The 24,829-nt window shown below is 49.3% G+C and carries 18 protein-coding genes; 2 read left to right on the forward strand and 16 right to left on the reverse strand.

The window, feature by feature from the left end; all coding sequences use genetic code 11:
• Window positions 1-21 precede the first annotated feature (21 nt).
• The 12 genes from IQ256_RS11455 to IQ256_RS11510 all read right to left on the reverse strand — a co-directional run bounded on the left by IQ256_RS11455 (window position 22) and on the right by IQ256_RS11510 (window position 16,047).
• Window positions 22-408 carry a response regulator gene (locus IQ256_RS11455; RefSeq protein ID WP_193855681.1) on the reverse strand — a complete coding sequence of 129 codons (387 nt, stop codon included), beginning with the start codon at window positions 406-408 and terminating at the stop codon, window positions 22-24.
• A gap of 112 nt (window positions 409-520) precedes the next feature.
• A complete protein-coding gene (locus IQ256_RS11460; protein WP_193855682.1) occupies window positions 521-3,280 on the reverse strand; it encodes an ATP-binding protein in 2,760 nt (919 codons plus the stop codon).
• Entirely contained in the window at window positions 3,277-5,349 is a 2,073-nt protein-coding gene (locus IQ256_RS11465; RefSeq protein ID WP_193855683.1) for a response regulator, read from the reverse strand. The genes IQ256_RS11460 and IQ256_RS11465 overlap by 4 nt, the downstream gene beginning before the upstream one ends.
• 382 nt (window positions 5,350-5,731) lie before the next feature.
• Window positions 5,732-5,872, reverse strand: coding sequence for a photosystem I reaction center subunit IX (locus IQ256_RS11470; RefSeq protein WP_193855684.1), 141 nt, complete (start codon window positions 5,870-5,872; stop codon window positions 5,732-5,734).
• Between the two features lie 83 nt (window positions 5,873-5,955).
• Window positions 5,956-6,462, reverse strand: coding sequence for a Photosystem I reaction center subunit III (locus IQ256_RS11475; RefSeq protein ID WP_193855685.1), 507 nt, complete (start codon window positions 6,460-6,462; stop codon window positions 5,956-5,958).
• A gap of 123 nt (window positions 6,463-6,585) precedes the next feature.
• Window positions 6,586-6,798 (reverse strand): hypothetical protein, encoded by a 213-nt coding sequence (locus IQ256_RS29595; protein ID WP_228024794.1) that lies wholly within the window; start codon window positions 6,796-6,798, stop codon window positions 6,586-6,588.
• 152 nt (window positions 6,799-6,950) lie between these two features.
• Window positions 6,951-7,475, reverse strand: a complete 525-nt coding sequence (locus IQ256_RS11485; protein ID WP_193855686.1) for a photosystem I reaction center subunit XI — start codon at window positions 7,473-7,475, stop codon at window positions 6,951-6,953.
• 284 nt (window positions 7,476-7,759) lie between these two features.
• Window positions 7,760-9,991: a photosystem I core protein PsaB gene (gene psaB, locus IQ256_RS11490; protein ID WP_193855687.1), complete on the reverse strand. Its 2,232-nt coding sequence runs from the start codon at window positions 9,989-9,991 to the stop codon at window positions 7,760-7,762.
• A gap of 94 nt (window positions 9,992-10,085) precedes the next feature.
• Window positions 10,086-12,434, reverse strand: coding sequence for a photosystem I core protein PsaA (gene psaA / locus IQ256_RS11495; protein ID WP_193855688.1), 2,349 nt, complete (start codon window positions 12,432-12,434; stop codon window positions 10,086-10,088).
• Between the two features lie 71 nt (window positions 12,435-12,505).
• Entirely contained in the window at window positions 12,506-13,780 is a 1,275-nt protein-coding gene (locus tag IQ256_RS11500; protein WP_193855689.1) for a photosystem II q(b) protein, read from the reverse strand.
• Window positions 13,781-14,138: 358 nt separating this feature from the next.
• The gene (locus IQ256_RS11505; RefSeq protein WP_193855690.1) at window positions 14,139-14,987 is read right to left on the reverse strand and encodes a hypothetical protein; all 849 of its coding nucleotides are present in this window, start codon (window positions 14,985-14,987) and stop codon (window positions 14,139-14,141) included.
• A gap of 472 nt (window positions 14,988-15,459) precedes the next feature.
• On the reverse strand, window positions 15,460-16,047 hold the full coding sequence (locus IQ256_RS11510) for a YqhA family protein (RefSeq protein WP_193855691.1): 588 nt from the start codon (window positions 16,045-16,047) through the stop codon (window positions 15,460-15,462).
• Between the two features lie 306 nt (window positions 16,048-16,353).
• On the opposite strand from IQ256_RS11510, the gene IQ256_RS11515 reads away from it, so the two are divergent.
• Together IQ256_RS11515 and IQ256_RS11520 are read left to right on the forward strand one after the other, a co-directional pair.
• Window positions 16,354-18,075, forward strand: coding sequence for a hypothetical protein (locus IQ256_RS11515; RefSeq protein WP_193855692.1), 1,722 nt, complete (start codon window positions 16,354-16,356; stop codon window positions 18,073-18,075).
• 145 nt (window positions 18,076-18,220) lie between these two features.
• Window positions 18,221-19,213: a 2-hydroxyacid dehydrogenase gene (locus tag IQ256_RS11520; RefSeq protein ID WP_193855693.1), complete on the forward strand. Its 993-nt coding sequence runs from the start codon at window positions 18,221-18,223 to the stop codon at window positions 19,211-19,213.
• Between the two features lie 337 nt (window positions 19,214-19,550).
• Here the strand turns inward: IQ256_RS11520 and IQ256_RS11525 are convergent, their stop codons facing one another.
• From IQ256_RS11525 to IQ256_RS11540, 4 genes are all read right to left on the reverse strand, one after another.
• Window positions 19,551-20,027 (reverse strand): hypothetical protein, encoded by a 477-nt coding sequence (locus IQ256_RS11525; protein ID WP_193855694.1) that lies wholly within the window; start codon window positions 20,025-20,027, stop codon window positions 19,551-19,553.
• Between the two features lie 54 nt (window positions 20,028-20,081).
• A complete protein-coding gene (locus IQ256_RS11530) occupies window positions 20,082-21,488 on the reverse strand; it encodes an ammonium transporter (protein ID WP_193855695.1) in 1,407 nt (468 codons plus the stop codon).
• 214 nt (window positions 21,489-21,702) lie between these two features.
• On the reverse strand, window positions 21,703-23,646 hold the full coding sequence (locus tag IQ256_RS11535; protein ID WP_193855696.1) for a primary-amine oxidase: 1,944 nt from the start codon (window positions 23,644-23,646) through the stop codon (window positions 21,703-21,705).
• Window positions 23,647-23,752: 106 nt separating this feature from the next.
• The gene (locus tag IQ256_RS11540; RefSeq protein ID WP_193855697.1) at window positions 23,753-24,655 is read right to left on the reverse strand and encodes a phytanoyl-CoA dioxygenase family protein; all 903 of its coding nucleotides are present in this window, start codon (window positions 24,653-24,655) and stop codon (window positions 23,753-23,755) included.
• Window positions 24,656-24,829: the final 174 nt, after the last annotated feature.

A 24,829-nucleotide genomic window follows, 5' to 3' on the forward strand; every position in this document is an offset into this window, starting at 1 on the left:
CAAACTGGACTGAGCGAAATCCTAGACAAGATCGGAGGTGGAAAGCGCCGAAGCGATTTGGTCTGAAATCGTCATCGGATCATAGGGCTTGGTAATCACAGCGGCTACTCTAAGCTGGTCAAAAACCTTTTTTTCATTAGTCTGTGCTTTCGCTGTCAGAATAACAATAGGAATTTTTTCAGTTTCTGAGTTCTCTCTTAGCTTCTTTAGAACCGTCATGCCGTCCATGCCAGGTAACATCATATCTAGCAAGATAGCGCTGGGCTTTTCAAACTGGGCGATCGCTAATCCTTCTATGCCGTTTTCTGCCATCAGTACCTCCCACTGTCCCGTGATTTCCAAACAGAGCTGAGTGGCTTCTCTGATATCAGCATCATCATCTACGATCAAAATACGTTTGGCTGACATAGCGATTCTCTTTGCGTGTTTCGTCTAATAATAGCGAGTTTAAATTAACTGGGATCTTGCTTTTTAAGTGTTGATGTTAGTTTCTATAGCGATCAAGACTCTATGAAAAACTTTATGATGAAGTCGTATCAGACGCTATAGGAAGCGTAAAAAAGAACGTGCTGCCAATGCCCATTTCACTTTGAGCCCATATTTCGCCCTGATGCTGTCGAACAATGCTTCGACAAATGGCTAGCCCTAGTCCAGTTCCGCCCTGATGCCCTTTATGTGAATTGTTGAGTTGTTCAAACTGTTCAAAAACAGCTTCTAATTTATCTTTGGGGATACCTCTACCTTCATCTTCTACCTTGATCAGTAGGATATAATCACTGATTTCTGATCCTGATGCGATCGCAGCTTTTCCCTTTTTACTTAGAGATTGCGACAGCGCAGAGACATCACCTTTGCAAACTTTCTGCGCCGATATCTTGACTGATGAATGGGCAGGTGAAAACCGAATGGCGTTGCTGAGTAGATTAGCGATAGTCTGAATAATTTTATCTGGATCGACGTATAGCTGAACCGATAGCGGAGAAACCAAAAGGTGGATGCTGCGATTGTCTGCCATAGCCCGCATCTCATCGGCGGCTTGCGCCATGATAGTAGATAGATTGCAGGTCTGCTTGTTTAGTACAACTTTGCCTAGTTTGATGCGCTCGACATCAAGAATATCGCTGACTAATCGAACGAGCCGATTAGTATTCGAAGAAGCAATCTCAATCATGCGCTGCTGCTTTGCGGCTGGAATTTCAATCTGCTTTTGAGCCAACAGTCCGAGCGCCGCTCGAATAGAGGTTAAAGGCGTTCTCAGTTCGTGGCTGACAACGGCGATAAATTCGTCTTTCATCGACTCCATTGCCTGCCGCTCGGTGATGTCTTGGAAAATGACTACCGCACCGATAATTTGGCCATTTTCTCGAATTGAAGTGCTGACATATTCTACGGGAAACTGAGTGCCGTCTTGTCTTTCAAACAAATCGCCAGTCACGTGATGAGTTTGGCCGTGCTTGATCGTGTTAAAAATTGGACTTTGTTGCCATTGGTATCGATCGCCCTCTGGTTTGGCATGCTTGAGTAAGTCATGGACGAACTTTCCGACTAGTGCAGAATTAGGGTGTCCGAGTATCTTGGCAGCCGCTGGATTGGAAAATACGACGTTACCTTTGGGGTCGATGCCGTAGATGCCTTCTCCTGCCGATTTGAGGATCAGTTCGTTCTGATGGCTTAACCGTGTCAAGGAATCTCTAGCTTCTTGCAAAGCGGCGAGGGCGCGTTCGCGTTCAACAATTTCTTGTGTGAGGTGTCTGTTGGTTTCTTGTAGTTCGGCTGTGCGCTGCGAAACTCGCTGTTCTAAGGCAGCGTTGAGCGCCTGAACTTTTTGATAGAGCTGATTTTGATAGATCGTAGAAGAAAATCTATCGATCAAATCTTGCATGAGTCCAATTTCTCTAGGCTCCCAGGCTAATGCCTGATTGTGCCTGATCTCATGCCACGCTTCAAAGGACTGACGGGGCCGTCTTTGCCTAGGATCAGAGGCGTCTAGCCGCCCGGCCCATACGGTTTCAACATCGATAGATTGGCGAAACAAACTAAGATAGCCTAGGAATTGATTTTGGTGAACTAGCTTGGCTATCAGCACGCTGCGAATATCGGCGCGAGCAAATGCCTCAGCAATAGGGGATGGAATGTGAGCGGCATTTGTATCAGAAATTGCCCACAAATTGGCAACAATCTGATTGGACAAGTCATTTTGTAGCCACATTTCCCATTCACTTAGGTGCTCTATTTCTTCTATTGCTATGGTGTTTGTCTTTTGCGGTTCTAGCTGACAATGTGTGAGTTCTGCAGTTTTTGAGGCTAGAGTCTCTAACTTTAAAGTCTTTGATTCTGGCGTTTCTAGCTCTAGATTTTCTATGTCTCGATCTACTAACGCTGATGAAACTGACGCTTTAGCAGCAGCTATCTTCGCTCGAACAGGTTGTCTCCCGGCGAGTACCCATCTATCCTTGACTATCTGATTTGAGCCGATTTGAGCGGAGTTTTGAGGCGTAGGCGAGTCTAACTTCTGGTCTGAACTCGCTGTAGTATACAGCCGTCCACCCGAACACCGCAGCGCACTGATAATATGATCGAGCGCTCTTTGAAGCGGATCTTCGATCGTGGAATGGAGGTAAGAAACGGTTTGGTTGATGATAGCTTCGTGCTGACCCTGCAAGCGGGTGAGCTGAAGCAGATTAGCATGAGAAATAGCAACCGTAACCTGATCGGCAATCAGTTGAACAATTTCTAACTCTCTGTTGCCAAACCGCTTGGGAACGCTGTGGTGAGCTACTAACAAGCCCCATAGCCGATGTCGATGAAGAATAGGAACGACCAGAGAAGACTGCACGCCCATGGCGGTGAGATATTCGACATGGCAAGGATCGACTTTGCGAAAGGAAAGCCGAGTCGATTTTTCTTTGAGTAGGGCCGCTTTAAAGTCTGCACTTAGCAGCGGGCTGAGGCCAATTTCTTGGGTAGAGACATTGACGATGCTGCGCTGGCCTAGCTTCAAAAACAGCTCGCGAGCCTGTTCGGGAATATCTTCGGCAGGAAACCGCTGAGCGAGCAGTGAGGGCAAGTGCTGCCGGTAGATAGCTTCGGCGACGACTTCGCCGCTGCCATCGGTGTGAAACTGGTAGATCTTGACTCGATCGGTTTTGAGGAACCGACGCATCTCATCAACGGTCGCTTCTAGAATTTCGGGCAGCTCAAGCGATTGCCGGATGCGGTTAGTCATCCGGTGCAAAAGCTCTTCTAAATTTCTGACGGTGTTGGAGGAGCGTTGGGTCATGACAGGGAACTAGAAAGGCTGCAATCGACGGCGGCGATCGCCTGCTGAATGTGCGATCGCTTCATTTGGCGACTGAGGTGAGCCAGCAGCTGTGCGTCTGGCAACGATTTCTCTATAAGGTTGTTAGCACCGGCTCTAAAGGCGGCCTGATGCAGATGTTTATCAGTATTAGCGGTGAAAAATACAATGGGCAGATGCCGCCAGTCAGGGGCCTGTCGAACCGTCTGGCATAGTTCGATGCCAGTAAATTGCGGCATCGAGATATCTAGCAGCAGCAAGTCAGGGTTTTCTGCTTGCAGCGTTTCCCAAAAATTCAACGGTTCATCTAAAGTGACTACCTGGTAGTTTCTCTGCGCTAGCCGAGTTTGCAGCGCTTGCAAAATTTGAGGATCGTCATCGACGGCTAGAATCTTGTGAGAAAGCGACGGGGGATGCGATCGCAATAGCTCTATCGTTTTGACGACCCTGGCGACATCTGGGCTACAGAAGAAGAGATAGTCACCTAGCTGCGTAGCTTTGACCCGGTTAGATAGCGAGCCATCAGCGCTACATATCAGCAGCATAAGAGAAGGCACTCTGTGTAAGAGAGCGTCTAGCGCAGATAGCGGCTGTACTTTTGAAGTGCTATCTGAAGTGTTATCTAAAGTACTCTGGGGGGTAATCTTTGAAGCACTCTCTAGCTCGTTGAAGTTAGGCTTATTAAAGTCAGGCTCGTCGAAGTTAGAAGAGAAGGAAGATTCTAGCAGAACAACATCGGGTAGTATCCTTTCGGACTGAGCTGAAATAGCTGTTTTCTCTAAGTCAGCACTCGTATTAGCAGACTCAAAAGACAGCATCTTTGATAAGTCCTCTACCTGGTGAAAGACTTTGACGGTGACGCCCTTTGACCACAGCGTAGTCACTAGCAGTGACGTAATTTCTAACTGAGGATCTATCAAAACCAGCAAAGGCGCGGTGGTTGTTTTTGCGTCTGTATTTTCCTGCTGTGCGATCGCCTCGTCTAATATCTTTTCTAGCGCTTCGATCGATTCTACTAAGCGGAGCCTATCGCCTGGAGAGATAGGAACTTCACCTTCCAACAATAGTTGAATTTGTTTGGCGCATTCAGAGCCCTCGGTAAAGCCAAAGATACCAAGTACTCCGGCTAGACTGTGCGAGCTGCGATAGGCAGATTTTCTTAGCTCTTTGGCAAGACTACCTGTTTGAATTTGCTCACGCGCCTGCTGTAATATCGCTAGTCGAGCGTTTTGTTGACACTTCACGGACTTCCACAGCGTAGCCAGCGCCGCCTTTGTCTGCCGATAACGAGCCTCTACAACATTTGAATCAGCGCCTTGCAGCTCGATAGCTTTAGAGTCTTCAGAACGTGGGCTTTCAGCGGGTAGGCTTTCAGCTTTGAGCGGCTTCAGGCGATAGCCCACGCCATAAACCGTTTCAATACAATCAGCCGGCGCACCCGCGTTCTTTAGCTTTCGCCGCAGCCCTTTTATGTGAGAAGTGACGGTTTCTTCTCCAGGCGCATCGCTGTAGCTCCAAAGATTGTCGATGATTGCCTGACGACTGAACACCTGTCCAGGGTTTCTTAAAAACAGCTCAACCATGGCGTGTTCTTTAGGGGTCAATAAAAGCTGTTGGCCTCGATAGGTTAGTTCTCTACTGTTGACCTCTAATCGCAAATTTTCCCACTCAAACGCGAGTACAACAGAGGTGTTTACCCTTCTTAGCAGCGCTCGCACTCTGGCTAGCAGCTCCTCTAATTCAAATGGCTTGGTGATATAGTCGTCTGCGCCAGCATTGAATCCAGCAATTTTCTTACTGCTAGCGTCGAGCGCTGTGACGAAAAGCACAGGCATAGTGTATTTTTCAGCGCGTAGCTGCCGGCAAAACTCAATGCCGTCTAGCTCTGGCAGCAAGACATCTAGAATAATCAGATTGTAGTCGGAGGCGCTGACCAGTTGCCAGCCAATATGCCCGCTGTGGGCGACATCAACAGTGTAGTGCTCATCAGTTAGCACTTTGTGAAGGATTTTAGCGACTGATTCGTCATCCTCGACGAGTAGAATCCTCATTTTTCAACCTATTGATAAAAGAACTTTTGTTATGTCCTTTAGCCGCTTCTACAAAGGCTTAGCTTTGGCTTGGTGCCAGTCTTCGCCTAATCTTCAACCATCTCAATCTTCAGATGCCTTGATCTTCAGACACCATGCTAAAGCACAGCATCCAGCAGCAATATTTAAGGGCGATGTTCAAGAGCCAGGTTTAGAAGCGAGCTAAAGGGAAGGGTGTAAGAGAAATACCAACAGAGAGAATTAGATTTCATCGCTAATTAAGACGATTCTAGCGGTGCATGTTTCTCTCTCTTCAGAGTATATAAAAAGTTGGAGTGCTGGCTGATGTCTAGAATCAGCCAGCGGCAAGCCTTCTCACAGCTATGGATATAACTAGACTCGCTTAAGGCACGCTATGGAAATAAGTGCCGTACTGCAGTCCTGGGAAAAAATGATTCAGCTCGATCAGAACAACAGAAAGAGAAACTAGAGCCACAGTTGCCATAATGGGCGCACTTGTTAGATATTTGATGAAGTATTTCATACGGAGTCTCCAAACGGTAGCGTTAATCTCGGTAGGGTTAATTGCGGTAAAGTTAGTTGCGGTAGAGCCGATTGAGAAGACTGCTATCGAGGGGATACAGAGACTTCGGATACCGGCGCAGTTAGCTCTCCAGTCGTTAGCTCTTTGAGCGCGAGGAGAGGCCACAGCAGTCCCTGTACAAAGGACTTGATAGCCAGCGCCACATCGATAAAGATTTCCGTTTCTTCTGGTTTGGCATTGCGATTGCTGCTAATCAGGTAAGCTCGGCCCGACCAGCCAATAAACCCAGCGACATAGAAGAAAATTCCGAAGGGAATCAGCACGTCTATGGCCCGATCGAAGCGCAGCTGCTGATGAGGCAGCCCTTCTGCGCCGCAGAGCAAGTTGGCAGCATAGGACTGATAAGGCGTATCAAAGTAGTAGCCGTCTGGGGCATTTTGCATTCTCTCATTAAATGCTGGTGAAGACGCACAGGGAACTAAATGAGTGCCTGCGTAGGCTTCTGAGGCAGCCGCAGCAGGCGATGCCACGTTAAGCCACACAAAAGCGGCTAATAAAAGTGAGAAAAACTTGTGCATAGTCTTGTGCATAGCTATGTTTTCCTGATAAACGAATAAATCTTTTTCCAAATTTTGGCTGAGCCGATAATTGACTTACCTTCGATCGAGATATGGTATGTCAAATTACGGATGGGTCAAATTACGAATAGGTCATTAAGGTGAAACATCTTGTCCCATCGCTTCATTACTCCCTGCGTTGCTACCCATTATCTCAATATCAAGGCCGCCTTCGCCGCCCTCTCTTTCGATCCACAAAAAGGCGATCGCAAATATGGGGAAAGGCAAGATGTAGGTAATCATTGGAATCATAATCCAGGGAAGCCAGGCGGCGGCGTAAGCGCCTTCGAGCTGAGTTGCATCTACCATCTGATTGAATCTCCTATCTAATCTAGGGGTTTAGTGTTTGTGACTGAAACGCCTATCTAGGTGTATTGATAGGCGTATTGATGAGCGTCTTGATGGGTGTCTTACTGGGCGGATCACCAAACGTGTTGTGAAGAACAAAACGAAGAACAAAACTAGCCCACGTTAACCGCACCTCGAAGAATGCTATCGAGCACGTCAAAATTTTCTAGTAACGCATAGGCAAAGATCGCACCCCCTAATGAGCCCATCAAAATGCCACCGCTAAGCTGATACCAGTCTTCTTTTTTACGGAGCGGACGTAGCCGATCTCTAGAATGAGAATTGTATGTGCCGCGCGGATCGCCTTGAAACGTGGCTAGGGCAAAAATAGAAATACCCAAACAAGCCGATACGGTAATGTAAATAGCCGTGATCAAGCCGCTGAGATTGGCTCCGTGACTGCCTTCTTTTAGCGGACCAAAAACCACCTCTGGCCCGACTAGAAAGTAGCCGTGAGCCATGCCAATCTCTAACCCTCTAAGGAAAGGTGTGAGTCCGGGGCGGTAGGCAGGCAGGTTGTTGATAAAGGCTTTAGCTAGGTTAGAGCTATTGATTGGCGTAGCCAGATTACCCAGCTGAGGATTGCCCTGGTACGGCTGAATGGGATCATCGCTGATATAGGCATCGCTAGCAGACATGGAAATAACCTCTCTAGAATTGTGAAAAGGGAATTACAGAAGGGGACTGTAAATAAGTGAATGCATAGAAAGTCTGTGCAAAAAGTCTATGCAAAATGACCAACAAACTAAAAAGAAAGAAGAAAGTTCTGACCGGTCTAGCAGTCAGAACCTGTCTGGGACGAGGAGAGTCCACAGAATGGGTGCCGGGGCGAGGCAAAATGTGAATGAGTGATGCGATCGCCCCAGCAATGCTTTAGATCCGAGCGTTAGATTCGAGCCTTAGATCTGGGCTTTGAACCTGGTCACGGGAACCTACTGCCGGTAGAGGCTATCAGAAAGGCTCCATAGGTCGCTATATTGCCGACCGTAAAGTGAACCAGTCCGACCAGCCGCGCCTGCACAATCGAGAGTGCTACAGGCTTGTCTTTGGGATAGCCAAAGGAGAGCGGTGTGTTCTCGTGGGCCCACATCAGGGTTTCGATTAGCTCTTGCCAGTAGCCCCTCCAAGTGATGAGGAACATAAAGCTAATCGCCCATACCAGATGGCCAAAGAGAAAGATCCAGGCCCAGATGGCTAGATTATTGGTGCCATACGGGTTGTATCCATTAATCAGCTGCGCTGAGTTCAGCCACAGATAGTCTCTAAACCAGCCCATGAGATAGGTCGAGCCTTCGTTGAACTGGGCGACATTGCCGCTCCAGATAGCCAAATGCTTCCAGTGCCAGTAAAAGGTCACCCATGCCAACGTATTGAGCATCCAGAAAGTCGCTAGGTAGACAGAGTCCCAAGCGGAGATATCGCAGGTGCCGCCTCGACCAGGGCCATCACAGGGGAAGGCATAGCCGAAGTCTTTTTTATCGGGCATTAGCTTCGAGCCACGGGCATCGAGTGCGCCTTTGACCAGAATCAAGGTGGTGACATGCAGACCGAGCGCGATCGCATGATGCACTAGAAAGTCGCCTGGCCCAATCGCTAAAAACAAAGAGTTGGTGCCATTGTTAATCGCCTCTAGCCAGCCTGGTAGCCAGACATTGGCATGGTTGGGCCAAGCCGTTGAGGCAATGCTATCAGGATTGGACAGCAGCGAGCTGATGCCGTAGAGCGCTTTGCCGTGAACAGATTGAATCCACTGGGCAAAAACAGGCTCAACCAAAATCTGTTTGTCCGGGCTGCCAAAGGCCACTTCACAGTCGTTGTGTACATACAGCGCCAAGGTGTGAAAGCCCAGGAACAAAGAAACCCAGCTCAGATGAGAGATAATCGCTTCTTTGTGGTCAAGCACTCTAGCGAGCACGTTGTTTTCATTAGCAACCGGGTCATAGTCTCGGATTAAGAAGATAGCGCCGTGGGCGAAGGCTCCTAGCATCAGAAAGCCAGCAATATACTGATGATGCGTATAGAGCGCTGCCGTCGTCGTATAGTCCCTGGCGATAAAGGCATAGGGCGGCATGGCATACATGTGCTGAGCCACCAGCGAGGTGACCACGCCGAGGCAGGCTAGGTGCCAGCCTAGCTGGAAGTGCAAAGAGTTGTTGTAGGCGTCATAAATACCCTTGTGACCCCGCCCGGTATTAGGCGCGATGAAGAATCCCTTTATGCCTGGGCCTTGAAGCGATTCGGTCATCTCCTTGATATTGTGACCAATGCCAAAGTTGGTGCGGTACATATGGCCCGCAATGATGAAGATGACTGCGATCGCCAAATGGTGATGCGCCATATCCGTCAGCCACAGCGACTCGGTTTGCGGATGAAACCCACCCAAAAAGGTGAGGATCGCGGTGCCAGCCCCTTGAGAGCTGTTGAATACATGCTCTGTAGTATCTGGATTAAGCGCATACGCTCCCCAGTCTCCCGTAAAGAAAGGCTTTAGCCCAGCCGGGTGGGGTGGCATCGAGAGAAAGTTATCCCAGCCGACATGCTGGCCGCGCGATTCAGGAATAGCGACATGCACTAAGTGCCCGGTCCAAGCGAGGGAGCTGACGCCGAATAAACCGGCCAAATGGTGGTTTAAGCGAGATTCAGCATTTTTGAACCAGGCTAGACTAGGTCGGTATCGCGGCTGCAAATGCAGCCATCCGGCATAGAGCATGACAGCGGCTAGCAGCAGCAAGAACATCGCGCCTGAGAACAGATCGCCATTGGTTCGCATGCCGATGGTGTACCACCAGTGATATACCCCTGAGTAGCAGAAATTGACCGGGTTGCCAGCACCCGCAGGCGTAAAGGCATCCATCGCTGCCGGCCCAAACTGAGGGTCCCAAATAGCGTGCGCGATCGGTGAGATATTAAGCGGATCTTTGATCCAAGCCTCGAAGTTACCCTGCCAGGCTACATGAAAAAGAATGCCAGAAATCCAGAGAAAGATAATGGCAAGATGGCCAAAATGGGAGGCGAAAATCCTTTGATAAAGACTTTCTTCGGTCATGCCATCGTGGCTTTCAAAATCATGAGCCGTGGCGAGCGAGTAGAAGATTCGCCGAGTGGTCGGATCTTGCTGTAACTCCTGACTAAATTTTGGAAATTTTGTCGCCATGGTTCCAAAGAGATAATAGGTTTTGCATGATGTTTGTTGTTATTTCATCAGTGGCAGGGTGGATGAGAGCCACCCTGCCCGTCTGTTTGTCTCGCTAGCCAATCGCGGCCATCCTGGCTAAGAAGAACGCCCAGGTTGTGACGATGCTGCCCAGCAAATAGTGAGCGGCTCCGACGGCTCTACCTTGGGTAATGCTCAGTGCCCGAGGCTGAATTGCGGTCGTAATTCTCAGCTTGTTGTGGGCCCACACAATCGATTCGATCAGCTCTTGCCAGTAGCCACGACCGCTAAACAAGAACATCAGGCTGAAGGCAAAGACAAAGTGCCCCGCTAGAAACATCAGCCCGTAAGCCGACAGCGCCGAGCCGTAGGAGCTAATTACCTGGGTGGCCTGCGCCCACAAAAAGTCTCGCAGCCAGCCGTTGATGGTAATAGATGATTGAGCAAAATTACCGCCCGTCAGATGGGAAACCGTGCCATTGGCGTCTACCGTCCCCCAGACATCTGACTGCATTTTCCAAAAGAAGTGGAAGATAACAATGGCAATCGAGTTGTACATCCAGAACAGGCCAAGGAAGACATGATCCCAAGCAGAGACTTGACAGGTGCCACCTCGACCGGGGCCATCACAGGGAAAGCGGAAGCCTAGCTCTGATTTATCAGGAATCAGCCTAGAGTTACGAGCAAATAGAACGCCTTTTAGAAGGACCAGCACGGTAACGTGAATCGTGAAAGCGTGAATATGATGGATTAGAAAGTCAGCCGTCCCGAGCGAGATTGGCATCATCGCTACTTTGCCACCAACGGCCACTATGCCACCGCCAAAGGCATAGCTCGCCGGACTAACCACGCCTGGCGCAGTCGTACCCACCCCTGATAGGGCAATGTTCTGGATACCCCCGAGCGCGTTGCCCAAGGGCTCTGCCGCCTGCATGCTACCCACTGCCATAGTCTGAATATGCTGTACCCACTGGGCAAAGATAGGCTGCAGTTGAATGCCCGTATCTGAGAACATATCCTGAGGTCGGCCAAAGGCTCGCATGGTGTCGTTGTGACAGTAGATTGCAAAGCTATGAAAGCCTAGGAACTGACAGACCCAAACCAGATGAGAGATAATTGCATCCCGGTGACGCAGCACTCTATCTAGAACATTGTTGACATTTTCAGCGGGGTCGTAGTCGCGCACCAGAAAGATGCCAGCATGCGCCGCCGCACCCACAATCAAGAATCCACCAATCCACATATGGTGAGTGAATAGAGAGGTCACCGTACCGTAGTCTGTCGCCAAATACGGATAAGGCGGCATCGAATACATATGCTGGGCCACGATAATGCTCAATGAGCCCATCATTGCCAGGTTGATTGCAAGCTGCGCGTGCCAGGAGGTGGTGAGTACCTCAAACAGCCCTTTGTGACCCACTGGGCCAATGAAGCTCAAGAACGGCAGCATCTTTGGGTATCTGGCATCTTCTAGCATGGTTCTGATGTCATGACCGATACCCCAGTTGGTGCGATACATGTGGCCAGCGAAGATAAAGAGAACTGCGATCGCCACATGATGGTGGGCAATATCAGTCATCCACAGGCCGCCAGTCACCGGATTTAGCCCGCCGTTGAAGGTAAGAAAATCGCTGTAGGCCGCCCAGTTGAGCGTAAAGAACGGTTTGATACCTTGGGCAAAGCTTGGGTAAAGCTCTGCCATAAACGCTTTATCCAAAATAAATTCGTGCGGCAATGGAATATCTTGGGGCGCTACGCCTGCATCCAACAGTTTGTTTGTAGGTAGCGCCACATGGATCAGATGTCCTGCCCAGCCCAAGCTGCCTAGACCGAGAAGCCCGGCTAGGTGGTGATTGAGCATCGACTGCACGTTTTGAAACCATTCCAGCTTGGGCGATCGCACATGGTAGTGAAACCAGCCAGCAAAGATCATCAGCGCCGCCATCACCAACGCGCCAATCGCGGTGCAATAGAGCTGGAATTCATTCGTGAAGCCTTCTCCACGCCACATCTGAAAGAGCCCCGAGGTAATTTGAATGCCTCTAAAGCCCCCGCCCATATCGCCGTTGAGAATATCCTGTCCAACTAAAGGCCACACCACCTGGGCACTAGGTCGAATGTGGGTAGGATCGGCCATCCAAGACGAAAAGTTGGAAAAGCGAGCACCGTGAAAGTACATGCCGCTCAGCCAGACAAAGACCACCGCTAGATGGCCGAAATGAGCAGAAAATATCTTGCGAGAGATATCTTGTAAATCGTTGGTATGCGAGTCAAAATCATGGGCATCGGCATGGAGGTTCCAAATCCAAGTGGTGGTTTTGGGTCCTCTCGCTAACGTACGATCAAAATGTCCCGGTTTTGCCCACTTCTCAAAAGAAGTCGGTATTGGACTTTGTTCGGTTGAAGCGCTAGCCTGATTCCTCTTCGGAGGACTGGCGGTCATGAGAACTCTCCTTTTTGAAAATAAACAAACTTAATCGAAGATCGATTACCTAAAACTGAGCAAGGTCGAAGTCAAGAGCGAGGACTGAGCAGATTCGCAGCCGAATCTGCACCAACTGGCTCGACGAACTCAGAAAGCTCGAACTCAGAAAATCTAGACTCAAAAAACCTAGGTTCAGAAAACCTGGGCGGGGTCTTTTCACCCACGGTGTGAATTCCAAGATTTGCTTGAGCCACAACATCAGACCAAGTAGGCACAACAGTTTTCTTAACTGAGATATGCGAGGGCAACTCAAAAGAAAGCCGATCGAAATCAAAGGCTGCTAGATCCACGCCAATCGCCGCCGACCAGATGCCTGCTACCGGCAAGGCCGCCAAACAAAAATGAACAGCTCTAGAGCTATTGAATTTTGCCCCCCGCCACAGCAGAGTCTGCTGATAGGCCTGAGCATGTTCAAAACTGTATGTTTTAGTTTTCTTTGGCCTGTGGCTATTAGTCGCTTTTTTGGCCGCTTTTTTGGCTACCGTTTGGGTAGGGGGACGACACACGGTTGAAGTCACCAGAGAGCCGTGAACCGCACACAGCAGCGCCCCACCCAACACCCCAATCACTCCCATCTGATGCAGCGGACTAGCCAAAATATTATGGTCGGCCTGAAACTGCATCATAAAAGTGAACGTGCCTGAGATGCCAAGGGGCATTCCCGACGCAAACCCTCCTTGTCCTATGGGATAAACCAATAGAACCGAGACAGATGCGGCAACAGGAGCAGTAAACGCCAGCGAAATCCAAGGACGCATCTTCAGGCGATAGCTCAACTCCCACTCTCTATCCTGGTAGCTGATGATGCCAATGATGAAATGCAGGACAATGAGCTGATAGGGCCCACCGTTGATTAGCCACTCATCTAAAGAAGCCGCTTCCCAAATCGGATAGAAGTGCAAACCAATTGCAGCAGACGTGGGAACAACCGCTGCCGTAATCAGATTGTTGCCGTCGAGTAGAGAGCCTGAAACCATACGTCCGGTTCCATCCATGTCAACCGCAGGCGCAGCAATAATTGCCAGCACAAAGACAATGGCCGCTGTGGCTAAGGTCGGAATAGCCAACATTCCAAACCAGCCAATATAGATTCGATTTTCAGTACTAGTTACCCATCGACAGAAGCGCTCCCAAGGGGATAGTGGCTGAGAAGAGGGCCAGAGCGATTCGGCATTTCTGATAGCGTTTTTGGCGCTAGGGTCAGTACTGATTAAAGGACTTTCGAGATCGACCGCCTGGACTGGGTCGAACGGCTGTTCAAATCCCTCCAGAGAGCTTGTTCTACCAAAGCCAGTTTGTATCATCTCATTTTTCCCTCGTCTTTTTCGGGGGTGCTAAACGGTTGATCAACCTATCCCGATTGATGTCGTTCAGATTAGAGAGGAAAAATGGAGAACCAATGGAGAACCTGTTTGCCTTCGCAAAAAGTTACATGGATCACATTTTTACGCGCTTCATTTTCTTTATGCGCTCTGCAGCAAGTAGCATAAAAAAACAACAAAGGCAGATGAACTGAAGTGCCTTTGTTGTTCAATTTAGGTATTATCTGATTTTTGTTGATCTATGCCTATGGCGCTGTACTCGACCAACTAGGCTAGGCTGTTAGCACAGCGTAGATTCCTGTCTACATAGGCCCATGACTATCCTTGACTATGTCGATAATCATACAGAGACAAGTACTCTCCCTTCGTTTTCAGCTAGCTTCATCTGAGCATCCCAGAAGTGAACCCATAGATTGCAGTATTCTTCGCACATAGCTTCGACATTTGCATACTGATCAGAAGAGAGAGATTGCATAAGCACGTACCAAAGGTCGTCCTCATGGGTATCATCATCACCTTCAGACTCGTCGTCATCGCTGGCACCATGAACCATGTAATATCCTTTTGAGGTGTCAACGCCTACTGTTTTTGCATTCTCACGAAGCGGCGCGCTGAAAAGAACAACAACCCTCTCCCCGGCTGCAAGCAAACTAACCACTTCTGAAAGATCTTTATACGAACTCTCTAAAAAGCTTCGTAGTTTGCAAGAAACCTCGCTAGGCTGATACTGCTCTCTTTCGATACGGCCAATTCCAAGCTCATCAAGCACTTCTTCGTAGAGCGGATAGTGAGCACCTAGCGCGCTGCCTCGATAATAGCCAGCACTGTCAACGCCTGGCTTAAATCCAAACTCATCTAGCGTGTTTAGCGTCAGTAAAAACCGAGCGTACATCTTTACCCCAGACTCAAGGTCTGGTTCGAGCTGCTTTGTTTGTACTTGAGCCATCAGCAGAGCATCCGTAAATATCTGTACGATAGCGTGGCGATACTCTAAGTGAATCTGACGAATTGCCTCTAGGTCGAACTTGGAGTTGTTCAAAGCTTCGATAGCTGGATGCTGAGTAACCGGATGCCGTCCAATACGCTGACGCAAGCGGTTTAAGAACTTGCTGTTTTGTTCCCACCGTTCGTTTGAAACGCTTCCTCTCAAAAGATCTCTAGCTGACTGACGCGGGTTATTTAATTGCATTGTTCGGTAATCTCTGATAAATACTGCAGGTGAACCTACTTACGTAATTGCGGGTTCTTCTATATTGAATAGTAAAATTTATGAAAAAACAGTAAGGTTTTATAATAATTACCTAAATATGTTTAGAAACATTTTGAACAGCAAATAATCGCGCATTAAACAATAGCAATCACACTGAGTTTTTTTAGTGTAGGTGTCTCTTTTGTATCGTTATTTGCGTGATTGTGCTGAATTTATAAGCTAAGTCAATTGTCGTAGGCTGCTTTGTACTCAGCTTACTCTGACTAGGAATATACCGATGGATGTGACTATATCTTTCGTGTTTATTCGTTATGCTCTAACCATTTACTCAACTAAATTAAACACAGCATTTCACAGATGCCGCTAATGAAATCGAGTCGTGAAGCGGGCAACTAGAATGAATAAAGGTATTTCGCTTTGCTAATAGAACTGATATTAGGCGGCGTATGACCTATTGAGTTCTCTTTGATTGATTGAAAGGTTCTTCTTTATTTATTTGAGATCGGTTGTTGTTAGTTACTTCATGCATTTTTGTATACTGCAGCTGTAAGAGATAGCTGCTGACAGAAATTAGCAGGATGGCAAGCGCGCCGTAAGCTAGGTCGCTAGCTTGATTGAGCTCTAGTCCCAACATTCTCTTGAACAGGCTAACAATAAGAGCAACTACAATCACCTGCACCAACTTACTTTTTAACTCTTCTAAAGACTCACTTTGTAGAATGTTGACTTCGTGCTCAAACTTGACGTCGATTTCGGAAATAAACAGTTCATAGATGCCTAGCGCGAAAATAAGAAGAACAATACCAATTAGATAGTGATCTACGCCGCCAATAATGTAGGAAACTATTCTGTTGGTAACTTCACCTTCTGGATCGGTTATATCAAATCTCAAACTGAAGCCTGCCCAGATGTCTAGTGTGCCGATGATGAAAAATTTGACTGCGCTAAGCAGGCTGAAGATGACGGGCAATAGCACAAAGAACCTGAAGTTCCAGATGATCGTCTCAAAGGCAATCTCTAATTTTTTGGATGGTCTCATAGGCTCTCTTGACGTCACTATGTGTGTCTAGGCATATCTAAACTAGGCGCGTCTAGCTGGGGAGATTAGCTAGACGATATACGATTGAACCATACTGCGCTGTGGCGTGGGTCTACGCTCAGAGGTATAAGCGCAATTAAGCCGCAGCAGCTAGCCACTAGAAAGCAGTGGTGCGAACTGGCACAGCTAATGTTGAGACATATGGACAGGCTAAGTTTGATAGGTGTATAGCCGCAAAATCACGAGATATATGTACTCGTACTGTGTCTTGCGGCTCTTTTGTTTATAGATCCGTCTTGTTCCGCCATGCGTCCTTCTCGATTTCGATCTTTTTTAGCGACTGCGCTTGTTGTGGCTTTTTTGGTTGGCCTGGCAGGCTATGACATGCCCGTAGATGCTAACTATCCCAGCTATGCTTCAGAGCATGACTTTTCAGAGCGCGGCTTTGGTCATGGCTGGGGTGGCCAGCAAGCTTGGGGAAATCACCACGGTCGCTACCGGCTGACCGAACGTAGGCATGGCTATTTTGTCTTTGGGGTGGATGGGCGTGACGGACGAGAGGGTAGAAGTGGGCGGGCAGCCTCAGATAAAGCAGATAGAACTATTGATCTGGTAAATCTGGCTGCGCCTGAGGCTGCCTATGATTTTTCAGGCGATGATGGTGAGCCGGGCGAAGACGGCATGCCGGGCGAGCTGGCTAGAAGCTGCCAGGTACCCTATCGACCGGCCTATTCGCTGATCGGTGCTGATGGCGGCAATGGTGGCAGTGGCGGCAGCGGCGGGGATGGCGGTAATGGCAGCGATGTCTCGATCTATTATGAGGATGTGGCGGCGCTAAGGCAGGTGGCGATCGCAAACTCAGGCGGTAGCGGTGGCCGCGCCGGACGAGGAGATTTGGGAGCGGATGGCTGCGAGTGTATTGAACCTGCCTGGGTCGTCAAGTTTTGCGAATGGGAAGTCTGGCGGCGACGCAATCCGATAGAAGGTCAAACTGAAGACCCGGAATGGGAATACGCCGCTAGAAAAGTCGCTCCCTGTTCAGGGGTGAGACATGTAGATATACGAGAGCATGTGCCGCCCGTAGAGAACCGTGACTATGTTCCGAGTGGATACTCAAGATATGCCGACGACTATCGCTATGACCTTCGCTATCAAGGCGTTTCGCAGACTAGAAGTTTTGGCTGTGAGGATGGCGATCGCGGTGAATCTGGCTCGGACGGACAGGATGGTGCGAATGGCCGCTACGGTAGCTTTCGCCTGATTCCCCGCGCTGACATTCCTCAAGAGAGAATTGAGTACAGTGGCCCACTGAGCGCTCAGCTCGGTCAAACGGTTGAGCTAGTCAAAAATATCTGGGAGCAAAGAACGGGCTTGCGATCGCTCCTGAGTCCGGCTTCTGATATTCCTGATAGCTACACGTACTTGAAATCAACTGAACGGCCAAAGTATCGTCTAGAGTGGGCGGCAGCGGCAACGCCAGAGAGTCTAGGCGTGGTGGATGTGAGTACGAGCGTCGCGGCTCGATCGATCGGCGACCACGCCGTGCTGACTCTCAACATTCCCGGCACGCTGGACTATAGCTTGAGTGAAGAATCTGGCGTGCAGGTAGCCAAGATCACAGGCGGGTTTTCGCCGACTCGGGTAGAGTCTTTTGAGCTAGAGCGCGTCTCTGCTAAAGATGGAGAAAGTCAGCTTGTCTTAGTGGACAAAGGAGACTTACGCAATCTGCTGCCTCGAACAGAGATTGAAGTAGCGCTGCTGACCAAGCAGTCGGCTAGCGGGCTGACGACGGAAACTTATCAGCCTCGCAATGAAGCTACTTTCGTCCTCAGAAAAGGGACAGAACCGATTAACTTTACCAATCTCAATGTGGCTGGCAACGTCTACACTTTTGATTTGGGCAGACGGTTTGGCCCCTGGCTCAAACCAGGCTATGAGGCGCTGTATCAGGTGAAGATTCAACAGACCACCAACAGCGGCACGGTCTATACGCAAACGGAAGAAATTCCTTTTCAGGTAGATGTATAGCAAACAGCGGTATTCATTTTGCTGCCTGCTATACAATAGCGAGCGGATTGCTATACCAAAGCCCCGTAGCAGCCTACGCTTAAACCTTCGCCTTTACCAGGACAAAGTTCAGTGCTTAGCGGCCTTCTAAACCTTTTATCAGCTTATGAAGATTGCCTTTTTCAGCGCTAAGCCCTACGACAAACAGTCTTTTGAGACGGCTAACCGAGCCTTTAACCACGATCTCACTTTTTTTGAGTCTCGCTTAACCCCTAAGACAGCGGCCCTAGCGGCTGGATTTCCAGCCGTGTGTGTCTTTATCAATGATGAACTCAGCGAAGACACGTTACGAGAAATTGTTGCAAACGAAACCCAGCTAATTGCCCTGCGCTGCGCTGGATTTAACAACGTAGATCTCGATATCGCCACAGCACTGAATCTGAAAGTTGTCAGAGTCCCGGCCTATTCACCACATGCTGTGGCTGAGCATGCTGTTGGGCTAATAATGATGCTCAACCGTAAACTATACAAAGCTTACAACCGAGTTAGAGAAGGTAACTTCGCTCTACAGGGTCTGCTGGGTTTCGATCTGCACGGCAAAAACATCGGTGTGGTGGGCACAGGTAAAATTGGTGAATGCTTTGCCCGGATTATGAATGGGTTTGGCTGCAATCTGCTGGCTTATGACGTGCGGGAAAATCCGGCTCTCGTAGAATTAGGCACTCAGTATGTAGAGCTGCCAACTTTGCTGGCTCAATCTGATGTAATTTCTTTGCACTGTCCGCTGCTGCCCGACACCTACCACATGATCGATGAAGAGAGCATACGCCAGATGAAACCTGGAACTATGCTAATTAATACCAGCCGAGGGGGCCTGATCGATACTAAAGCTGCTATCAGCGCACTCAAGTCCGGCCAGCTTGGACACTTGGGTATCGATGTCTACGAAGATGAAGGCAGCTTGTTCTTTCAAGATCTCTCTGACACGGTTATTCAAGACGATGTTTTTCAGCTACTGCAATCATTTCCTAACGTAGTGATTACAGCGCATCAAGGGTTCTTTACCCAAGAAGCGCTGACTAACATCGCGAACACAACCCTAGCGAACATCCGCGATATTGAAACCGGAAACGCCTGCGAGAATGAAGTGAGTCTGTAAGCAAATGTGCTATTACAATATCAGCCTGCACCAGAGATTCTGGCTACCTGTTTAGCGAAGACGGAAACCCGAGGGCTGAGCGGAGTCGTAGAGCTTTGCTCTTCTCGAAGAGTAGTCCGACTGGGTTGTGCCTAACTCCTTCGGAGACGCTCCGCGTTGGCTTCGCCTCGCCGCTGGCGTTACGACTCCGCTCAGGCAGCGTTATACGCTACTTTAAGGCTATGTACGCTAAACAGATGCGATTCTGGTGCAGGCTGATAACTAAGCGCAATACATAGAAGAAAACTCGCTCCTATGCTTTACTAAAAAGTCTCTAGCTGTGTTCTATATTTGTGTTCTATCGTCTGGTTCTGTACCTGCGAAGAGAGCGAGACTTCCGCTGCTTTCTTAAGCGACTAAAGGTGGGAAATCCGAGACCCACCATACCCAGAAGCCCCATAGGTGATGGCCCTGAGCTAGAACGAAGATACTTTGTCAGAGCGTTTGTTTTAACGCTATTGTGCTGAAGCGTATCTTGCCCCTTTCTTTCGGCCACGGTGGTGGATGTCTGCTCAGGCGGGCGATGGTTGATCGCCACCAAGGAGAGCAGTCCAACCACAATGAATGAACTGAGATTGTTCATCGACTTGTCGGCGCGAGAAGGTTCGGCGGGGGTTCGATAGGTGCTGGCGATGAACCAAATAAAGATACCAGCAGCGACTATCAACGCAATGTTGTTGATGACGGGGCTATTAGCGAAGGTATAGATAGCACCTTCTGTGGGACCATCGATCGCGCTGTTGAACTCTTCAAGAGTAGAAAATGGGCTAGACATGATTGAATTTCCTAAAATATGGCAATTCTGCACTCAATAGAACCAATCGCGCTCTTACAAGGTCGGCATACCGGGCTGGGGTGAAACAGGAATAGCAGGCGTCTGTCTCACGCCGTTTCCTTCAGCGAGGATGGGATATTCTGGATAGCCTTCCAAGCCGAATTCTGTGAGATCCAACCCACCGATTTCTTCTTCAGGTGAGACTCTTAGCATCCCTAGCTTTTTGAGTACAAAGCTGACGCCATAGCCAGGAATGAATCCTAGAATGATGGTGCATACAAGTGTGCCTACGAGCTGACCGATAAAGCCTGTCAGCGGGATGCCGTCCCCTTGCGGATAGCCAGTTGCCATCACGCCTACTGCCATCGCACCAATTACGCCGCAATAGCCATGTACCGCAAAAGCACCTACTGCATCGTCGATGCCAGCTTTTTCCACAGCGTTGCCGACAAAAGGCATAGTGTAGGCACCAATAAACGCAATCAGAATGACAATTGCTGGACTATAGAGGTCTAACCCTGCACCGACGGAGATGATGCCCGCTAGACCGCCGGAGATAGTGTAAAACGGGTCGGCCTTGGAAGAGATGTAGGCACCCACAATTCCCGAACACAGCGCTAGCGTTGTATTAACGCCTATCGAGGCTAGGGTCATCGGCGTACCGTAGATAGTGATTTCTACCGATTGTCCGGGTACGAAAATTACGCAGGCAGCGAGGAAAGCGTAGAAGCCTACGAAAATTAGCATTAGTCCTACCATCGTTAGCGGCAGATTGTGAGGCAAGATTGCCCTTGGCTTACCTGTGGTGCTGTCAAACTTGCCGATGCGAGGACCCAGGTTAATAAGAACGCCCAAGGCAAAGAAGCCTGCAACCCCGTGCAAGACAGCCGAACAGCCGAAGTCATGATAGCCGAACTGAGTCAGGAACCAACCGTAAGGATTCCATCCCCAGGCCGCCGCGACTACCCAGGTAAAAGAGCCTAGAACCACTGCCAAAATTGCGTAAGCACCTACTTTTATACGCTCGATAACTGCGCCAGAAAGGATTGAGGCGGTTGTCATCGCGAAAAGGGAGAATGCGAACCAGAAGACGCCAGTGAGGTTGTCGGCCACATTAGGGCCGAGGGCTGGTGACCAAGGATAAGAGGCTTGCACTAAGCCTAAAACTTCTCCAACAACGCCTTCGGAATTAGGATCTGTCCAAGGTCCAACAATACCGCCTTGCAGTGGAAACAGTGGGAAGGCGTTGTATACCCACCAGCCAAAGAAGAAGAATGTAAGACCAACAATAGACAGCGTTAAGAGGTTTTTAACCATTGTGGCCAGGACATTTTTGGCCCGTGAGGCTCCGCCTTCATAAGCTAGAAATCCAACGTGGATCAAGAGCATGAAAACGGAAGCCCAGTAGTAGTAGGATTCCGAGACAAACGTTGCTAGAAATTCTTGCGATTCAGGAGTCATAGAGCGCTCCGCATCATAGGGTTGATTAGAGTGGGTTGATTAGGGTGAAAGCTTGTTATGACAAGAGTATGCAATGTGACTAACATACGAGTTGTAGTCATCAATACGGAAAGACGCTGATCTTGTAACTCTTTTCTTGCAGTTGAAAGACCTTTAGGAACGGTGGGATCTTCTAATGTTATTAGCGCCACTAGCGACAGATATTAGTGGCAGGTTAGTGACAGCAAGTCTGTTTTGCAGGAGAGGGCGGTACGTCATTGGCTGGGTTTTCATCAAAGAAATTAAGCGGCTTGAGCATAAAGCCGATCGTCGCGACAGGCATGATGGGCCAGTCTTCGGCGCGGGGTGAGTGGCTGTGGGCGAAGGTGTACCACACGACGATATCGGTATCTTCTATGGCGCGATCGCCTTCAGTCCAATGCGGCAATCCGGCCCCGCCTGGGTTCTGATTAGGATAGTCTCCGGCAGGATACTTTTCATCTTCGTGAAAGGGCGTCACCCATAGATGTTGGCTCATGTAGGCGGCTCGCTTGCTGACGCTAGCGGAGGGACGGGCCATCGGCAGCGTATTGTCTCCTGGCATGAGTTTGTAAGCGGTGGGGTAGCCCATCGCATTTGTCTTAGCAGGATTGACAATCTTCCAATATCGCCCTTTCATCGGGTCGATCAGCCGCTGAGCCGCTTTCTCTGTCGGCAATAGCGTGGATTTGGCATAGAAGGCATTGCCGTAGGGGTTGCCAGGCTCTTCCTCTGGCACGATATCGACTTCATAGACAGAATTGCGATCGCCATCTACGCACATATCCATGCGAACATTGAAAATATGCTGATGAATCGGTGCATTGAGCTGCGGGGCAACCAGCGTGCCATATTTGGGCACTTCGCCCGGCATCATCGCCGCCGTACTGACCACGCCTGTTAGCTTTACTTCATACTGAATCGTGCCATCTTGATAGAAATACCAATAAAAGCCGTATTCGTAGTTGCCTACAGTCGCGATAAAAGAGATCACCAAGCGACGCGATCGCCTCACCTCAGTCTGCTCCGTCCGCCAGTCCATATGTTTCCACAAAATGCCAAAGTCTTCTTCGTGCAGACAAATGGCATTCTCGATTTTGGCCACTTCTCCCCGAGAGTTTGTAATAAAGCCATCGAAGTAGTAAATCTCTCCTAGGCAGTCGCAGCCCAGGGTCAAAGAGTTTGCCAAAGAGCCAATCCCGTATTCACCGACATCAAACGCATTTTTGCGATAGTGATGAGGAGAAGGATCGCCGTAGGGGACTGTCATCTCAGCCAAAGAAGCCCGGTAGAAGATTGGTCTTGTCTCTTCTCCATCCTGATAGGTAACATTGTACAAAACGAGTCCTTCACGCGGCGTGAACCCAATGCGAATGTTCCACTTTTGCCAGCTAATCTCGTGATCGTTTACCTCAAAGCTAGGGCCTTCTGGCTGCACAATCTCTAGCGGCTTGATATCTGTTCTATAGTTCTTGACATACTCGGGCGTATAGTTGCCATCTTTGGGCGGCAGAGGCACCACGCCATAGTCCTCTACCCGGATGACTTCCATCTTATTGAGATCGACGACTGGAATCACCCCTTCAATGGGCCGAGCGTAGCCGTGATCGGTCGGATTTGCCCTGACCCAGCACAGCGCTCTTGAAAGGCGCACCCCTGCTTCTTCTGCGATGCCATAATTGCCAGCAGACCAAGGATCTACCATCACCAGATCTGGATCGGTGATCCCGCGTTTGGCAATAGCCGCCTGAAATTCAGGGCTGGCCTTCACCGCCGCCTCGCATTCAACGAATTCGTCAAGCATGATCGGCGGCTGCACGTTAGGAATGTTTTCCCAAGAAATCACCCGGCCATCGTTGAGAGAAACAACAGCTTCATAAGTTCTACCCGTGGCATTGTCTAGCAGCACAAGAAAGGCTTTTCGCTCAATACTGTCGCCAGATTTAAAGCTTAAAACGGTTTCTTTACTGGGCTCTTGTAAGGAGACACTGGCAAATCGTACCGCCTCACCTAAAGATCTTTGCTCTTTGACAATAGCTACTGCTGCTTCAATTTCATCGGGCGTTAGCGGTTCTAACGGATGACTTATACTCGGTGGAGTTGTCAGCTTTTGTTTGGGCTTTTCTTGAATAAAGGTCATGAAGAATGGCTTCTCGCTAAGAAGCTATGGAGGGCTATTGTTAGAAAGCTAGTGATGGCGAATTAGTGTGGGTATCAGGCAATTCAGATGATTGTTTGAGGGTTGTCTAGACGGTGGCTTTCTCTGCTGAATAGCTCAGCGCGTCTGGGTAATATTCGGCAAGGTGCGGGCTACGATAGCCATCTTTTTGCCAGAGGATAGGAAAGAAGGTCTCGTCCATCTCGGTGCTGCCTAAGCGCTTGTAGCGACCGTAGATGTAGCCGGCTGCATTGGTCGGATGAAACTGAGCATTTGAAGGAATGGTGTGTAGCCCCATGCTGTGAAAGGTGCCTTCGGTGCGAGTGGTTTTGCATAGCCCGTGCCAGGTGCGCCCATGATGCAGAGCGCAGCCGCCTGCTGGCACTTCGACGACGACTAGCTCTGGCTCTTCAACGCCCGCATTCTCAGCGGCCTGAAGCATGGCCCAGCGATAATCTTTGGTCGGCGCATGAAATTCACCCTCAACTGTGGCCAATGGCCATTTATGAGACCCTTTGACATAGACCAAGGTGCCGTCAGCGGCGGCAGCGTCATCTAGCGCTACCCAGCAGGTCATCATCTGAGGCGGATCTAGATAATCGATGTAGGCACCGTCTTGATGCATTGCGATCGCCTTTGCTCCTGGCGGCTTCATCCAGAGACTGTCTTGACCGATCCGAGCCCCTTCCCATTCTGCTAAAGTCGCCGTCAGTCGGCCAATTTCAGCAGAGAGCACCAGGCTGGCAATGGTGCGATCGCATTTCCAAGCATTGCACATTTCCCTAGTCACATCTGGCAGGCTCAACCCCGGTCGCCAGTGCCACTCATCGGGATAAATGCCCGTTTCAAACTCTCCGCCAAACAGCGGCTCCATTCGAGCCGCAAGGCGCTGGGCAAAATCAGGTGGAATAAAATTCTCCAGAATCAAGAAACCATCTGTTTGAAACTGCTCGATTTGCGACTGAGAAAGGCTAACGGGCTGATAGCTCATGATGATACGAGGCGATACACAAATTCTTTAAAAAGAGCTATGGCTTGGGAGGCCGTAGTTCAAAAGGCTACAGTTCAGGCGTTTAAAGAGCCGTCGTGCGTGAGCCGAAAAACAAAGGCACAACGCTGCTGCAGTTGACAAAAAGTCTTGAACAAACTCTACTTGTCATAATAA

Source organism: cf. Phormidesmis sp. LEGE 11477 (genome assembly GCF_015207105.1).
Taxonomy (GTDB): Bacteria; Cyanobacteriota; Cyanobacteriia; order Phormidesmidales; family Phormidesmidaceae; genus Phormidesmis.

What these genes read in the sequence shown, in the direction of transcription:
- IQ256_RS11455 (WP_193855681.1), bottom strand. Translation starts at nt 408, where the DNA reads ATGTCAGCCAAACGTATTTTGATCGTAGATGATGATGCTGATATCAGA.
- IQ256_RS11460 (WP_193855682.1), bottom strand. Translation starts at nt 3,280, where the DNA reads ATGACCCAACGCTCCTCCAACACCGTCAGAAATTTAGAAGAGCTTTTG.
- IQ256_RS11465 (WP_193855683.1), bottom strand. Translation starts at nt 5,349, where the DNA reads ATGAGGATTCTACTCGTCGAGGATGACGAATCAGTCGCTAAAATCCTT.
- IQ256_RS11470 (WP_193855684.1), bottom strand. Translation starts at nt 5,872, where the DNA reads ATGAAATACTTCATCAAATATCTAACAAGTGCGCCCATTATGGCAACT.
- IQ256_RS11475 (WP_193855685.1), bottom strand. Translation starts at nt 6,462, where the DNA reads ATGCACAAGACTATGCACAAGTTTTTCTCACTTTTATTAGCCGCTTTT.
- IQ256_RS29595 (WP_228024794.1), bottom strand. Translation starts at nt 6,798, where the DNA reads ATGGTAGATGCAACTCAGCTCGAAGGCGCTTACGCCGCCGCCTGGCTT.
- IQ256_RS11485 (WP_193855686.1), bottom strand. Translation starts at nt 7,475, where the DNA reads ATGTCTGCTAGCGATGCCTATATCAGCGATGATCCCATTCAGCCGTAC.
- psaB (WP_193855687.1), bottom strand. Translation starts at nt 9,991, where the DNA reads ATGGCGACAAAATTTCCAAAATTTAGTCAGGAGTTACAGCAAGATCCG.
- psaA (WP_193855688.1), bottom strand. Translation starts at nt 12,434, where the DNA reads ATGACCGCCAGTCCTCCGAAGAGGAATCAGGCTAGCGCTTCAACCGAA.
- IQ256_RS11500 (WP_193855689.1), bottom strand. Translation starts at nt 13,780, where the DNA reads ATGATACAAACTGGCTTTGGTAGAACAAGCTCTCTGGAGGGATTTGAA.
- IQ256_RS11505 (WP_193855690.1), bottom strand. Translation starts at nt 14,987, where the DNA reads ATGCAATTAAATAACCCGCGTCAGTCAGCTAGAGATCTTTTGAGAGGA.
- IQ256_RS11510 (WP_193855691.1), bottom strand. Translation starts at nt 16,047, where the DNA reads ATGAGACCATCCAAAAAATTAGAGATTGCCTTTGAGACGATCATCTGG.
- IQ256_RS11515 (WP_193855692.1), top strand. Translation starts at nt 16,354, where the DNA reads ATGCGTCCTTCTCGATTTCGATCTTTTTTAGCGACTGCGCTTGTTGTG.
- IQ256_RS11520 (WP_193855693.1), top strand. Translation starts at nt 18,221, where the DNA reads ATGAAGATTGCCTTTTTCAGCGCTAAGCCCTACGACAAACAGTCTTTT.
- IQ256_RS11525 (WP_193855694.1), bottom strand. Translation starts at nt 20,027, where the DNA reads ATGTCTAGCCCATTTTCTACTCTTGAAGAGTTCAACAGCGCGATCGAT.
- IQ256_RS11530 (WP_193855695.1), bottom strand. Translation starts at nt 21,488, where the DNA reads ATGACTCCTGAATCGCAAGAATTTCTAGCAACGTTTGTCTCGGAATCC.
- IQ256_RS11535 (WP_193855696.1), bottom strand. Translation starts at nt 23,646, where the DNA reads ATGACCTTTATTCAAGAAAAGCCCAAACAAAAGCTGACAACTCCACCG.
- IQ256_RS11540 (WP_193855697.1), bottom strand. Translation starts at nt 24,655, where the DNA reads ATGAGCTATCAGCCCGTTAGCCTTTCTCAGTCGCAAATCGAGCAGTTT.